Origin of the sequence: Mycobacterium sp. WMMD1722 (assembly GCF_049315205.1) — a bacterium.
GTDB lineage: Bacteria > Actinomycetota > Actinomycetes > Mycobacteriales > Mycobacteriaceae > Mycobacterium.
In genome coordinates, this window is the sequence record NZ_CP186056.1 from 1,884,013 (window position 1) to 1,897,497 (window position 13,485).

Consider the following 13,485-nt stretch of genomic DNA (forward strand, 5'->3'; position numbering starts at 1 on the left):
CCGAGAGCGAGACCGCCGGCATCCGGGTACGAACCTCGACCGAGGTCGTGTGCAGACACGCGAAGTCAGCCCGCGCAAGCGAGCTGCACGGAGAAGTTTACACCGTCGGAACAGGTGCTTTGTCCACAGCGCAGGGCCTGTCCACAGGCGCCGTCCGGACCGCTGGCGCTCGGCCGTCGCGGGCTCTGAACTGGTCTGATGCGGTTCTGCATGCTGTTGCTGGCGGTCGCTGTGGCGCTGGCCGCCCCGGCGCGGGCCGACGACGGGCGGCTGGACTGGCCGCTGCGGCCGCGACCTGCGGTGCTGCGCACCTTCGATGCCCCGGCGGTGCGCTGGCAGTCCGGGCACCGCGGCGTCGATCTGGCTGCGGCCGCGGGCACGCCGGTCTATGCGGCGCGGGCCGGGACGGTGGTGTTCGCCGGCGAGCTGGCGGGCCGGCCGCTGGTCTCGGTCGCACATCCCGGTGGTTTGCGCACGACCTATGAGCCGGTCATGCCGTCGGTACGCCGCGGCCAGGCCGTCGGTGCGGGCACACCACTCGGTGAGGTGGTCGCCGGCCACCCGGGATGCGGGTCGGCGGCATGTCTGCACTGGGGTGCGATGTGGGGGCCGGCATCGCGCGCCGACTACGTCGATCCGATCGGCCTGCTGACCGAGACGCAGATTCGGCTGAAACCGTGGCGCTGAAATATCCGAGGCGCCTCGAGTGTGCACCCAGGGCGTCGGGCGTGCGCCCACGGCGAGAAAACCGCCTGAGGTCCGCCCTGTGTACACACTCGACGCCGTGGCCGCACACTCGATCGTCGGCGGCGCCTCACGCCCGCGGATGGGCCTGGTCGTGCACGGCGCGCAGGCGGGCAACGGTGACGTGGGTGTAGAGCTGCGTGGTGGCCAGCGTCGAATGGCCGAGCAGTTCCTGCACGATGCGCAGATCGGCTCCGCCCTCGAGCAGGTGGGTGGCCGCGCTGTGGCGCAGCCCGTGGGGGCCGATGTCGGGGGCGCCGTCGACCGCGCCGATCGTCTGATGCACGACGGTGCGGGCCTGTCGTGGGTCCAGGCGTCCACCGCGGGCGCCGAGCAGCAGCGCCGGACCGGACAGGGCGGTGGCCAGCGCGGGTCGGCCGTCGGCCAGCCACGACCGCACGGCCCGCTCGGCGGGTTCACCGAACGGGACGGTGCGCTGCCGGTTGCCCTTGCCCAGTACCCGGAGCACCCGTCGCGCCAGGTCGACGTCGTCGATGTCGAGGCCGCACAGTTCGCTGACCCGGATTCCGGTGGCATAGAGCATCTCCACGATCAGGCGGTCCCGCAGGGCAACCGGATCACCCTGTTGCGCACCGGAATTCGCCGCAGCCATGGCGTCGAGAGCCTGATCGCGCCGCAATACCGAGGGCAGCGTGCGGCGCGCCTTGGGCAACTGCAGCCGCACTGCGGGATCGGCGGTGATCAGCCCCCGCCGCAATGCCCACGCGGTGAAGGTCTTCACCGCCGAGGTGCGCCGCGCGAGCGTGGTGCGCGCCGCCCCGTCCGCCGCCTGAGCGGACAACCAGGCGCGCAGGAGCGGCAGGGTGAGGTTGTGCGGTCCGGGGTCGGGCACCCGCTGCCCGGCGAAGTCGAACAGCGACCGCAGATCCGCCAGATAGGCGCGGCGGGTGTGTGCCGAGCGGCCCCGTTCGAGCGCGAGGTGCGCGTCGAACTCCTCGAGTACCGCATCGATTCGAGCCACGCCCCCACCGTCGCGGCGCGGTGACCGGCTGTCTAGCCGACGCGCCGCAGTGTGTCCGGGGTGAGATCGGCCAGGCTCGGATAGCCGTCGACCGCCATGATCAGGTCGGCCTCGGCGAGCAGCGAGCGCAGCACGTGCACCACGCCGGCCTGTCCGCCCAGCGCCAGCCCGTAGGCATACGGTCGGCCGATTCCGACGGCGGTGGCCCCCAGTGCCAGCGCTTTGACGATGTCGGCGCCGTTGCGGATACCCGAGTCGAACAACACCGGAAGACCGTCCGCGGCGTCGACCACGCCGGGCAGGCAGTCGATGGCAGGCAGCCCGCCGTTGGCCTGACGACCGCCGTGCGTCGAGACGTAGATGCCGTCGACCCCGCCGTCTCTGGCGCGCCGCGCGTCGTCGGGGTGGCAGATGCCCTTGAGGATCAGCGGCAGGCTGGTGAGCGACCGCAACCACGGCAGGTCGTCCCAGGTCAGCGGATTGCCGAACAGCGAGACCCAGTTCAGGATCGCGGCCTGCATGTTCTCCTCGGGTGGCTGCGCCAGCCCGGCACGGAACACCGGATCGCTGAGATAGTTCGACAGGCACTTGCCCCGCAGCTGCGGGAAGTTCGAGGTCGACAGGTCGCGCGGCCGCCAGCCCGGGACCCAGGTATCGAGGGTGACGATGATGCCCCGGTACCCGGCGCGTTCGGCCCGCTGCACGAAGCTGGCAGCCAGGTCCCGGTCGGTCGGGGTGTAGAGCTGGAAGAAGCCCGGGGTCTCGCCGAACTCGGCGGCGACGTCCTCGATCGGATCCTCGGTGAGGGTCGATACGACCATCGGCACTCCGGTCTGCGCCGCCGCGCGGGCGGTGACGAGGTCGCCGTGGCCGTCCTGACCGCAGATGCCGATGACGCCGATGGGCGCCATGAACACCGGCGACGGCAGCGACAGACCGAAGAGGTCGACCGACAGATCGCGCTCCCGGGTGGCCCGCAACATCCGCGGTACCAGTCCGTAGCTGTCGAACGCGGTGCGGTTGACCCGTTGGGTGCGCTCGTCACCGGCCCCACCGACGACGTAGGAGTAGACCGACGGCGGCATCGCTGCCTGCGCCTTGGCCTCCCACTCCTCGAACGTCATGGGAAGGTTCGGCATGATGCCGGACAACCCCTGCAGATAGATCTCGAGCTGGTAGTCGCTGAACGCCATGGGTGTCAGCCTGCCATCGACCGGGGCGTCGGCTCAGGACTCCGCTTTGGCGAGTTGGGCCTTCCACTCGCGGAACGTCTCCTCGGTGCGGCCGCGCCGCCAGTAGCCCGAGATGGACGACGCCCATTTCGCTTCGACCGCACGCTCTTTGCGGATGTAGGGCCGCAGATTGTGCATGACCGCCTGGGCCTCGCCGTGGATGAACACCTGGACCCGGCCCGGCAGCCAGGCGGTCTCCTTCACGGCTTTGATCAGCGGCGCGTGATCGCCCGCGGCCTCCTCGGGCACCAGATCCGCGCGGCCGCCGCGGTAGATCCAGTGGATGGAGACGCCGTCGGGCGCGGTGATCGGCACCTGGTCGTCGGGTCCGGCGACCTCGATGAAGGCCTTGCCGACCGCGTCGGGCGGCAACGACTCGATGGCGGCGCTGATCGCCGGCAGTCCGGCCTCGTCGCCGGCGAACAGATGCCAGTCGGCCGACGGGTCGGGGGCGTAGGCACCGCTGGGACCCATCAGGTAGGCCGGATCGCCGGGAGCCGCCGATGCGGCCCAGGGACCGGCCACCCCATGGTCGCCGTGCACGACGAAGTCGATGGCGATCTCGCGCCGTTCGCGGTTCACCTTGCGCACGGTGTAGGTCCGGACGGTCGGCTGCCTGTCGGCCGGCAGCTTCTTGAAGCTGTCCAGGGTCAGCGGCCGGGCGAGCCGGGATACGTCCACTCCACTGGGAACGATGACCAGCTTGACGTAGGCGTCGGTGAAATCGTTCGGGGCGAAGGTGTCGAAACCCCCGCCGCCGAGGGTCACCCGCACCATATGCGGGGCGATGTGTTCGGTGCCGATCACCTCGAACGTGTGCACGGGACGTCCAGCCACTGCTCTCCTCCGACTGCTTAGCTAACCTCACCGACTATACGAGCGGTACGTCGATCGCAGGGCGCTACCGGCGGGCGCCCAGCTTCCACTGTCCGTCGCGATGAATCACCAGTCCGGCCATCTCCAGCATCGCCAGCGAACCCAGCACCTGGTAGGCGGGCATGCCCGCGGACACGGCGATCTCGTCGGCAGAACGGGCCGCCCGGGCCGGCAGCGCCTCATACACTCGGCGCTCGTCGATGCTGAGGTCGTCGAGCGGCGACACCGGCTTCTCCTCGACGGGAGCGAGCTCGCCGATGCGCCCGATCAGTTCCACGATCTCCTCGGCGCGACCGACCAGATGCGCACCGTCGCGCAGCAGCGTGTGACAGCCCGTCGACGCCGCCGACGTCACCGGCCCGGGCACCGCGCACACGATCCGGCCCAGTGCAGCGGCCCAACCCGCGGTGTTGGCCGCGCCGCTGCGCACACCCGCCTCGACGACCACCGTCGCACCGGACAACGCGGCCACCAGGCGGTTGCGGGTCAGGAAGCGCACCCGGCTGGGACGCATCCCTGGCGGATACTCGCTCACCACCAGCCCCTCCTTGGCGATTCTGTGCAGCAGCGCGGAATGTCCGGCCGGATACGGCACGTCCACTCCCCCGGCGAGCACCGCGACCGTGCGGCCGTCGCAGGCCAAGGCCGCCCGATGCGCGGCCCCGTCGATACCGAACGCCGCACCCGACACCACGGTGACATCGCGAGCGACCAGGCCCGCCGCCAGATCCGCGGCGACGTGTTCGCCGTAAGCCGTCGCCGCCCGGGTGCCGACGATGGCGGCCGCCCGTTCCGCGGCGTCGTCGAGGCGCACGTCACCGAGCACCCACAACGCCAGCGGCGCATGCCCCTGCGGTCGCGTCCGCACGTCGTCCCCACCGAACGCGACGAAACGCAGCAGCGGCCACTCGTCGTCGTCCATGGTGACCAGCCGCCCGCCGAGACGCTGGACTCTGTCGATGTCCTCACGGGCGCAGTCGAGGTGCGATCGCGCCGCGGTGTGGCGCAATAAGGTGTCCGACACGTCGCCGCGACGCACCTGCTGCGCGGCGGTGACAGCACCGACGTCGGCGACCAGTTGGGTCAGCTCCGGACAGGGCGGTTCGGCGACCCGCGCCAGATACGCCCAGGCACGCATAAGGGCATCGCTCATCAGGCACCACCGGGCTGGCGGAAGCTCAAGGCCAGGCACACGTCGTCGCGGGTCGGAGAGACGCGCCCACCCAGATCGGCCAACGTCCAGGCCACCCGCAGTGAGCGATCCAGTCCTCGGATACTCAGCAGTCCACGATCCAGTGCGGTGGTCAACGGCTCCATCGCCGTCTTGGCCGGCCGGAATCTGCGCCTCAGCAGTGGACCGCCGACCTCTGCGTTGGTGCGGATGCCATAGGGCCGCCAGCGGTCGGCGGCCGCGGTGCGCGCTTGGGCCACGCGAGCGCGCACGGCTTCGGTCGATTCGCCGGCCTGGGGCGCGAAGGCGTCGGCGCGCGCCGAATGCATCTCGACGCGCAGATCCACCCGGTCGAGCAGCGGACCGGACAGTTTGCCCAGGTAGCGCCGTTTCACCGGGATGGGACACGTGCAGTCGCGCGGATCGGGAGGGGCGCACGGGCACGGGTTGGCGGCCAACACCAACTGGAAGCGGGCCGGGTAGCGCGCGACGCCGTCCCGGCGCGCCAAGCGGATTTCGCCGTCCTCCAGGGGCGTTCGCAAGGCCTCCAGCGCCCTCGTCCCGATCTCGGCGCATTCGTCGAGGAACAGCACACCGCGGTGCGCCCGGCTGACCGCGCCCGGACGCGCGAACCCGGATCCGCCCCCGACGAGCGCCGCCACACTCGAGGTGTGGTGCGGAGCGACGAACGGCGGGCGGGTCAGCAGCGGCGCCTCACCGGTCAGCAGGCCGGCCACCGAGTGGATCGCCGTCACCTCGAGCGCCTCGTCGTCGGCCAGCGGCGGAAGCAAACCAGGAAGACGTTGGGCGAGCATGGTTTTACCGACGCCCGGCGGTCCGGTGAGCATCAGGTGGTGCGCCCCGGCCGCGGCCACCTCGACCGCGTAGCGGGCGTGGAACTGCCCCACCACGTCGGCCAGATCCGCTGAATCGTCCGGCTCCGGTGGCACCGCGCTGATCCGCGCGTCCAGCGCACCGGCGCCGTCCAGCCAGTCGCGCAGCTGCGTCAGCGTGCGCACCCCGTACACCTCGATGCCGTCGATCAGGCAGGCCTCGGCGAGGTTGTCCGACGGCACCGCCACTGCGGGCCACCCTTCACGCTTGGCGGCCAGGACGGCGGGCAGCACCCCTTTGACCGGACGCACCCGTCCGTCGAGCGCCAACTCCCCGAGCAGAACCGTCTTGTCGAGCCGATGCCAGTCTTTCTTGCCGTGGGCGCACATCACCGCCGCAGCCAGCGCGAGGTCGTAGACCGACCCCATCTTCGGCAGCGTCGCCGGGGACAGGGCCAGCGTCAACCGGGCCATCGGCCAGTCGCTGTCACAGTTGGTGATCGCCGCCCGAACCCGGTCGCGGGACTCCTGCAGCGCCGCATCGGGCAGCCCGACCAGATGCACCCCGGGCAATCCCGAGTTGATGTCGGCCTCGATCTCGACGATCACGCCGTCCAGGCCGAGCACCGCCACCGAGAACGCCCGCGCCAGCGCCATCACCCCACCCCCTGAACGTGCATGATCTCCGGATTGCCCTGACCGAGGCGCACACCGATCACGTCGATGCGCACGGCGGCCCAGCGCCGATCCTGACCGGCAAGCCACAGCCCGGCCAGCCGGCGTAACCGCCGCACCTTCTGCGGGGTCACCGCCTGCGCGACGCCGCCGAACGCGTCGCTGGTGCGGGTCTTCACCTCGACGAAGATCACCGTGCCCGTCGCTGGATCGGCGGCGACGACGTCCAATTCGCCATAGCGGCACCGCCAGTTCCGGTCGATCACCCGCAGACCCAAGCCGCTCAGATGATCGACGGCCAGCTGCTCGCCCCGGGCCCCGACGGCCGCCCGCGTATCTGTGGTCATGAAGACACTGTGACCGCCGCACCCGACACCAGACCCCGCCTCGGCGCAGTTGTCCCCAGCGGCGGATTCATCCACAACCCACAGCGTTTCGCCCTTGCGAAATCCGGGGTATACGGGGCCATCCAGCCCGCTCCGTCCGCGGGAGCCGCACCGACGCAGGAGGTTTCCGATGAGCATGAGCGCCAAATCCGGGCTCGGCGGCAGGCCGGGCAACATGCACGGCGCCGTCGACCGCGCGACCGACAGCGACGCCTTCCAGAACGTCGCGCGCGTCGGGTACGCCGCCAGCGGTGTCCTGCACCTGCTGCTGGCCTATATCGTGCTGCGCCTGGCACTCGGCGGCGGCGGCAATGCCGACCAGTCCGGTGCACTGGCGACGCTGGGCGCTCAGACCGGCGGGAAGATCGTTCTCTGGATCGCCGCCATCGGCCTGTTTGCACTCGCCCTGTGGCACCTGGCCGAAGCGGTTGTCGGGTCCAAACCCGGTGAGCGCTCCGGTGATGACGACTCCCCGGCGTGGAAGCGGGCCAAATCGGTCGGCCTGGCGATCGCCAATGCGGCGATCGCGTTCTCGGCGATGCAGTTCGCCATGGGCAGCGGGCACTCCAGCGGACAGCAGAATTCCGGCATCTCGGCCCAACTGATGGGCTCGGGATTCGGCAAGTTCGTGCTCATCGTCGTCGGTATCGGGGTGGCCGCGGTCGGCGGCTACCACGTGTACAAGGGCGTTTCGAAGAAGTTCCTCAAAGATCTGCGGGTGTCCGGGGGAACCGGGGTGACCGCCGTCGGCGTCGCCGGCTACGTCGCCAAGGGTCTGGTGCTCGGGGGCGCCGGCATTCTCGTCATCGTGGCCACACTGCAGGCCGACCCCGCCAAGGCTTCCGGTCTGGACGCCGCGGTCAAGACGCTCGGCCAGGCGCCGTTCGGGAAATTCCTGTTGATCATCGCCGCGGTCGGTATCGCCGCGTACGGCGCCTACAGCTTCGTCCGCAGTCGCTACGGCCGCATGTAGCCATGTAGCCGGCCGCAGCCAGTTCCCGCGCAGACGGCGAAACGCCCGCAGTGAAGAGATCTTCACTGCGGGCGTCGTCGTCGATACCGCCGCGTGAACCTAGCTGGCGAGCTCGTTGAACAGCAGCGACAACTGATTGGGTCCCACGTTGAAACCGCACTGGTTGCGCTGGTTGATCAGCGGCTGCGCGATGTTGCGCAGATCGAGGTACTCGTTGGGATGAGCGGTAAAATAGCCGCGGACGTTGGACTCCGCCTCGGCCGCCGGCTGAGATGCAGCCCTGGTCAGCACGTCGTTGGCGCCTGGGTGAGTGTTCAGGTAACCGCCGGCGGAGTTGAGCACGCCGCTGGCGGTGAATGCGAAATCGCTGGCGTTGCACGGCGCTGGCTGGGCAGCCGCCGTGGGCACCGCGATGGTCGCCGCGGCAACCCCGCCGAGCATGCATGCGGCGAAGGCGCCGCCGACTCCGCGGCGCGCTGTCGTGGCAGAGATCTTCATGTCGTCAGTTCCTCGTCTGTGTCGGAATCCGGTCACTTCCCCCGCGACCCGACACACAGGTACCCCCCAGGCGCGGGATCAATCGTGGCCGGAGTCCTACCGCTCGGCGATCAGGCCCTCCTGGGCGAGACTCGCCGCGACGGTCCCGTCCGCGCTGACCAGCGACGCGGTCACCAGACCGCGCCCCCGCGCGGCCGCGGGCGAGGTCGACTCGAGCAGATTCCACTCATCGGCCCGCACCGGCTGGTGGAACCAGATCGACGAGTCGGTGGTGCCGCTGCGGTGCGTCCGGGCTCGCATCGAGTGCCCGTGCACCTGCAGGGCGGGGTCGATGCCGTACACGTCGGTGACGTAGACCGCCACGAGCGTATGGACGAGCGGATCGTCGGGCAGCTGCGCCGTCATCCGCCACCACAGGCGGCGCACGAAGCGGCCGCCCGACCGGTCGTCGACGATCCGGATGTCGAGTTCGTCGAGCGGCAGCGACGGTGCCGGCCCGGCGGGTCCGGTGCGCTCGAGGTCCTCCGGGTCGACGTCGGGCAGCGCGACCCGTCCATGTTCCGGCCCGGCCGCCGGTGTGGCGAACGAGACGCTCGCGGTGGTCAGCAGCCGGCCGTCCTGTCGCGACTCGACCCGGCGCGACGCCGAGGTACGACCGTCGAACACCGGCGTCACCGTGTACTCGACCGCTTCACCGGCCTCACCGCCGCGCAGGAACTGCAGGTGCATGTTGGTCGGCGTCCGGTCGGGGTCGACGGTGCGGGCGGCGGTGGCCAGACTCTGGGCGGTGAACTGCCCCCCGAAGGCCCGTTTACCCGCCGGGCCGCTCGCCGGTCCGGTCCACACGTCACCGGCGGGACGCACCTGCAGCAGATCAAGGAGCCGGCTCACCGCGTCTCCGATCCCGTTGCCACCGCGCCGGATTCACGCAATTCCTCGATGTCGCCGGGCGCCATTGCCAGCCATTCGGACAGCACGGCGGCGGTGTCGTCGCCCAGCGCGGGTGCAGCGACCGCCGGCGGGTAGTCACCGTCGATGGCCACCGGCAGCCCAGGTGCGTGGTAGCGCCCGATCCGCGGCTGATCGAGTTCGGTGAACAGCGGATTCGCCGTCACCCGTGGGTCGTTCGCCACGTCGGCGAAGCTGCGGTAGCGCTCCCACAGCACCGACGTCTGTGCCAGCGCCGCGGCCACCTCGTCGCCCGTGTGCGCACAGAACCAGACGGTGAACAATCCGGTCAACGCATCGCGGTGACGGAAGCGCTCGCCTTCGTCGCTCAGATCGGCTCCGAGGGCCTCACCCAGCGCCGCAACGGCTTTCGTCGTCCCGGTCACTTCACTCAGGTCGCGGAAGTGCCGGTTGGTCAGTGCGACGACCATGAACGCGGCCCCGTCACTGCTGACGAAGTTCTGGCCGTAGGTACCGAACAGCGAGTTGCCCAACCGGCTGCGTGAGACGCCGTTGACCATGACCTCGGAGAGGAATCCGAGGTTGCCCGCGGTGGCCAGGGCGACGTTCTCCAGCGGGATGGCCAGACGCGCCCCGGTTCCGGTGGAGTCGCGGTGCCGCACGGCCGCGACCACCGCCAGCGCGGTGTACAACCCGCACGCGACGTCCCACGCGGGCAGGACGTGGTTGACCGGGGCGGCGAGTTCGGCGGGCCCGGTGATCAGGGGGAACCCGGTGGCCGCGTTCACGGTGTAGTCGACCGCGGTGCCGCCGTCGGCACGGCCCGACACCTCGAGGTGGATCAGATCCGGTCGCCGGGCCGCCAGGGCGTCGTAGGAAGACCATTGTCGCCCAGCGGCATTGGTGATGAGAATGCCCGCGTCGGCGATCAGGCGGGCCACCAGTTCCTGCCCCTCTGCGGTGCGCATGTCCACGGCCGCCGAGCGTTTGCCCTTGTTCAGGCCCGCCCAGTACACGCTCTCGCCGACCTCGGTGACCGGCCAGCGCCGATAGTCCGCCGCCCCGCCGATCGGGTCCACCCGCACGACCTCCGCGCCGAGCTGGGCCAGCGTCATCCCGGCCAGCGGCACAGCGACGAAGCTGGAGATCTCGACGATGCGCACACCGGCCAGCGGCCGGGCCGGATCCGTGTCAGCCATCCGCCCAAGCTAGCAAGGCGTCATCGACGCACCAGGGCCACCGCGGCAGCCTCGATGGTCGATTCATCGAGCAGCACCTGCAGAGCGGCGTCACCCAACGGGATGAAGCTGTCCGCGCTCGCCACCCGCTGCACGGATCCGGTGAACCCGCCGGCCAGCAGCGTGGCCACCACCCCTTCACCGACACCACCGGTCTGGCGCGTCTCGTCGACGACGAGCACCCGGCCGGTGGCCGCGGCCGCCGTCAGCATGTCCTCGACCGGCAGCGGAGCCAGCCAGCGCAGATCGACCACGCGCGCCGCAATCCCCGCGCGGGCGAGGCGACGGGCCACCCGCAGGCTGAGGTACACCCCGTTGGCGAACGTGAGGATGGTCAGATCGGTGCCGTCACCATGGGTGCGGGCCCGGCCGATGGGTGCGGCGGCGCCGGGATAAGGCGCCAGCCACTGCTCGTCGCCGTCGTCGTAGAGATCGCGGGTGTGATACAGCGCGATCGGCTCGAGATAGATGCACACCGCGCCTGCGGTTTTCGCGGCGCCGATACAGGCGTGCAGCATCGCCGCGGCGTCGTCGGGACACGCGGGCGAGGCGATCACCACACCGGGGATATCGCGGAGCGCGGCGATCGAGTTGTCGTTGTGGAAGTGCCCACCGAAGCCCTTCTGGTAGCCGTATCCGGCGATCCGCACCACCATCGGGTTGCGGTACTGCCGGTCGGCGAAGAACTGCAGGGTGGCGGCTTCCCCGCGGATCTGGTCAGCGGCGTTGTGGACGTAGGCCAGATACTGGATCTCCGGGAGCGGCAGCAAGCCGGAAAGTCCGGCGCCCAACGCCAATCCCAGAATGGCCTGCTCGTCGAGCAGTGTGTCGAACACCCGCGCGCGCCCGGCCCGGTTCTGCAGGCCGCGCGTGACACCGTAGACGCCGCCTTTGCGGGCCACGTCCTCGCCGAAGAGCAGCGCTTCGGGGTAGCGGTCCAGCACCTCGCTCAGCGCGCGGTTGACCGACTGGGCCAACGTCAGCGGCGCCGGAGCAATCTCGGTGTCCGGCAACGGTTCCGCCGAGGCCGCGACGGCGTCGGCAAGACTGTCGCGCAGCGGACGCACCACGGCTTGGGAGCTGTCCAGCTGCGGTGCGTCCATCACCTCCTGCGCGAGCGCCATGACCTGACCGCGGATGTCCTCGTAGCGTGTCAACACCTCCTCGGGTGTCAGAACCCCATGGGCAACCAGCGTTCCTGCCGTGCACACCAGCGGATCGCGGTCGAAGTCGGCGAGGATCTCGTCGGGACGGCGGTAGCCGGGCTCGTAATCCGATCCGGCATGGCCCATCAGCCGTACCGTGGTCAGGTGCAGGAACGCCGGCCGCCGCTGCTCGCGCACCCAGGCGGCGGCGGCGCGGGCGGTCTCGAGCGCCGACACCAGATCCGACCCGTCGGCGGCGAAATATTCGAGCCCTTCGCGGTGGGAGTAGGTGCGCGCCACCCAGTTTCGCGGCGTCCTGGTGCTGATGCCGATGCCGTTGTCCTCGCAGACGAACAACAGCGGCATCGGCATCCCCTGATAGGCCGTGTGCATCGCGGTGTTCAACGCGCCGACCGCCGTCGAGTGGTTCACCGAGGCGTCGCCGAAACTGCAGACCGTGACCGCGTCGTGGGGCCAGGGGCATTCGACCCCGAGTCGGCGTGCCCGCGCGGTGGAGAACGCCACCCCGACCGCCCGGGGCAGATGTGAGGCGATGGTGCTGGTCTGCGGGATGATGGCCAGATCGGCGCGGCCGAAGACCTTGTGCCGTCCCCCGGAGATCGGCTCCTCGGTGGCGGCGACCAACCCGAGCAGCACGTCACGCAACCCCCGGGCCCGATCGGCGTCCACCTGTTGGGCGCGGGCGAGGAAGAACCCGCCCGACCGGTAGTGCAACAGTGCGGGATCGGTCGGTCGCAGGGCGGCGGCGACGCCGGCGTTGCTCTCGTGACCCGACGAGCCGATCGTGTAGTAGCCGCGCCCCTGCGACCGCAGCCACCGGGCGGCCAGGTCGAGGTGGCGGCTGCCGATCGCGGCGTCGAACACCGCGAGCGCGTCGGCCACGGTCACCGTCGACCCGTCGCGCACCGGGTGGTCTGCGCAGCGCCGGGCGCCGCGGGGCGAGGTCAGTGCCGCGATCCGGGCGGCGAAGTGGTCGTCGAGCGACTCGTGGGCGCTCACACCAGATCGATCGCCTCGGCGATCGACGGCAACACCCGGCTCGGCCGGTAGGGGTAGCGTTCGACGTCCTCGACGCTGGTCGACCCGGTGAGCACCAGGATGGTCTCCAACCCGGCCTCGATTCCCGCGACCACGTCGGTGTCCATCCGATCGCCGACCATCACGGTGTTCTCCGAGTGGGCCTCGATCCGGTTTAGCGCACTGCGGAACATCATCGGATTCGGTTTGCCCACGAAGTACGGTTCGCGGCCGGTCGCCTTGGTGATCATCGCCGCGACGGAACCGGTGGCCGGTAGTGGCCCCTCCGCCGACGGGCCTGTGACGTCGGGATTGGTGGCGATGAAGCGCGCCCCGCCCAGGATCAGCCGTACCGCCTTGGTGATGGCCTCGAATGAGTACGTGCGGGTCTCCCCGAGCACGACGAAATCCGGGCGCACATCGGTCAGCGTGTAGCCGGCCTCGTGCAGTGCGGTGGTCAGTCCGGCCTCGCCGATGACGTAGGCCGACCCACCGGGCAGCTGGTCGGACAGGAAGGTCGCCGTCGCCAGGGCCGACGTCCAGATCGACTCCTCTGGAACGGTCAGCCCCGACCGGGCCAGCCGGGCCGCCAGGTCGCGCGGGGTGAAGATCGAGTTGTTGGTCAGGACCAGGAACGGGCGCTCACGTTCCACCAGCCGCGCGAGGAATTCGGCGGCCCCCGGTAACGGGTGCTCTTCGCGCACCAGGACGCCGTCCATATCGGTGAGCCAGCACTGTGAGTTCGAACGCACGACTCCAGTGTGTCAGCTGTGGCCCGCGCCTGG

13 protein-coding genes are annotated in these 13,485 nt (G+C 70.4%); 2 read left to right on the forward strand and 11 right to left on the reverse strand.

Annotated elements, in window-relative coordinates:
- The first annotated feature begins 198 nt into the window (after window positions 1-198).
- Entirely contained in the window at window positions 199-687 is a 489-nt protein-coding gene (locus ACN27E_RS08895) for a M23 family metallopeptidase (protein ID WP_422748339.1), read from the forward strand.
- 127 nt (window positions 688-814) lie between these two features.
- Here the strand turns inward: ACN27E_RS08895 and ACN27E_RS08900 are convergent, their stop codons facing one another.
- From ACN27E_RS08900 to ACN27E_RS08925, 6 genes are all read right to left on the reverse strand, one after another.
- Window positions 815-1,717 (reverse strand): tyrosine recombinase XerC, encoded by a 903-nt coding sequence (locus tag ACN27E_RS08900; protein ID WP_422749724.1) that lies wholly within the window; start codon window positions 1,715-1,717, stop codon window positions 815-817.
- Between the two features lie 41 nt (window positions 1,718-1,758).
- Entirely contained in the window at window positions 1,759-2,919 is a 1,161-nt protein-coding gene (locus ACN27E_RS08905; RefSeq protein WP_422748341.1) for a lactate 2-monooxygenase, read from the reverse strand.
- A gap of 33 nt (window positions 2,920-2,952) precedes the next feature.
- On the reverse strand, window positions 2,953-3,795 hold the full coding sequence (locus ACN27E_RS08910; protein ID WP_422748342.1) for a siderophore-interacting protein: 843 nt from the start codon (window positions 3,793-3,795) through the stop codon (window positions 2,953-2,955).
- A 64-nt stretch (window positions 3,796-3,859) separates the two neighbouring features.
- Window positions 3,860-4,987, reverse strand: a complete 1,128-nt coding sequence (gene dprA / locus ACN27E_RS08915) for a DNA-processing protein DprA (protein ID WP_422748344.1) — start codon at window positions 4,985-4,987, stop codon at window positions 3,860-3,862.
- On the reverse strand, window positions 4,987-6,495 hold the full coding sequence (locus ACN27E_RS08920; protein ID WP_422748346.1) for a YifB family Mg chelatase-like AAA ATPase: 1,509 nt from the start codon (window positions 6,493-6,495) through the stop codon (window positions 4,987-4,989). The genes dprA and ACN27E_RS08920 overlap by 1 nt, the downstream gene beginning before the upstream one ends.
- A complete protein-coding gene (locus tag ACN27E_RS08925) occupies window positions 6,495-6,860 on the reverse strand; it encodes a YraN family protein (RefSeq protein ID WP_422748347.1) in 366 nt (121 codons plus the stop codon). The genes ACN27E_RS08920 and ACN27E_RS08925 overlap by 1 nt, the downstream gene beginning before the upstream one ends.
- Window positions 6,861-7,029: 169 nt before the next feature.
- Between ACN27E_RS08925 and ACN27E_RS08930 the strand changes: the two genes are divergently transcribed.
- Entirely contained in the window at window positions 7,030-7,872 is an 843-nt protein-coding gene (locus tag ACN27E_RS08930) for a DUF1206 domain-containing protein (RefSeq protein ID WP_422748348.1), read from the forward strand.
- A gap of 99 nt (window positions 7,873-7,971) precedes the next feature.
- On the opposite strand, the gene ACN27E_RS08935 is transcribed toward ACN27E_RS08930, so the two are convergent.
- The 5 genes from ACN27E_RS08935 to ACN27E_RS08955 all read right to left on the reverse strand — a co-directional run bounded on the left by ACN27E_RS08935 (window position 7,972) and on the right by ACN27E_RS08955 (window position 13,452).
- The gene (locus tag ACN27E_RS08935; RefSeq protein ID WP_422748349.1) at window positions 7,972-8,370 is read right to left on the reverse strand and encodes a heme-binding protein; all 399 of its coding nucleotides are present in this window, start codon (window positions 8,368-8,370) and stop codon (window positions 7,972-7,974) included.
- A 96-nt stretch (window positions 8,371-8,466) separates the two neighbouring features.
- Window positions 8,467-9,261 (reverse strand): acyl-CoA thioesterase, encoded by a 795-nt coding sequence (locus tag ACN27E_RS08940; RefSeq protein ID WP_422748351.1) that lies wholly within the window; start codon window positions 9,259-9,261, stop codon window positions 8,467-8,469.
- Window positions 9,258-10,478, reverse strand: coding sequence for a CoA transferase (locus ACN27E_RS08945; RefSeq protein ID WP_422748352.1), 1,221 nt, complete (start codon window positions 10,476-10,478; stop codon window positions 9,258-9,260). Before ACN27E_RS08945 ends, ACN27E_RS08940 begins: the two co-directional genes overlap by 4 nt.
- Window positions 10,479-10,498: 20 nt before the next feature.
- A complete protein-coding gene (locus ACN27E_RS08950; RefSeq protein ID WP_422748354.1) occupies window positions 10,499-12,682 on the reverse strand; it encodes a thiamine pyrophosphate-dependent enzyme in 2,184 nt (727 codons plus the stop codon).
- The gene (locus ACN27E_RS08955) at window positions 12,679-13,452 is read right to left on the reverse strand and encodes an HAD-IIA family hydrolase (RefSeq protein WP_422748355.1); all 774 of its coding nucleotides are present in this window, start codon (window positions 13,450-13,452) and stop codon (window positions 12,679-12,681) included. The genes ACN27E_RS08950 and ACN27E_RS08955 overlap by 4 nt, the downstream gene beginning before the upstream one ends.
- Between the last annotated feature and the right edge of the window lie 33 nt (window positions 13,453-13,485).

Bases quoted from the DNA above. Each gene is read 5' to 3' on its own strand.
- ACN27E_RS08895 (WP_422748339.1), top strand. From the start codon at position 199: ATGCGGTTCTGCATGCTGTTGCTGGCGGTCGCTGTGGCGCTGGCCGCC.
- ACN27E_RS08905 (WP_422748341.1), bottom strand. From the start codon at position 2,919: ATGGCGTTCAGCGACTACCAGCTCGAGATCTATCTGCAGGGGTTGTCC.
- dprA (WP_422748344.1), bottom strand. From the start codon at position 4,987: ATGAGCGATGCCCTTATGCGTGCCTGGGCGTATCTGGCGCGGGTCGCC.
- ACN27E_RS08920 (WP_422748346.1), bottom strand. From the start codon at position 6,495: ATGGCGCTGGCGCGGGCGTTCTCGGTGGCGGTGCTCGGCCTGGACGGC.
- ACN27E_RS08925 (WP_422748347.1), bottom strand. From the start codon at position 6,860: ATGACCACAGATACGCGGGCGGCCGTCGGGGCCCGGGGCGAGCAGCTG.
- ACN27E_RS08930 (WP_422748348.1), top strand. From the start codon at position 7,030: ATGAGCATGAGCGCCAAATCCGGGCTCGGCGGCAGGCCGGGCAACATG.
- ACN27E_RS08935 (WP_422748349.1), bottom strand. From the start codon at position 8,370: ATGAAGATCTCTGCCACGACAGCGCGCCGCGGAGTCGGCGGCGCCTTC.
- ACN27E_RS08945 (WP_422748352.1), bottom strand. From the start codon at position 10,478: ATGGCTGACACGGATCCGGCCCGGCCGCTGGCCGGTGTGCGCATCGTC.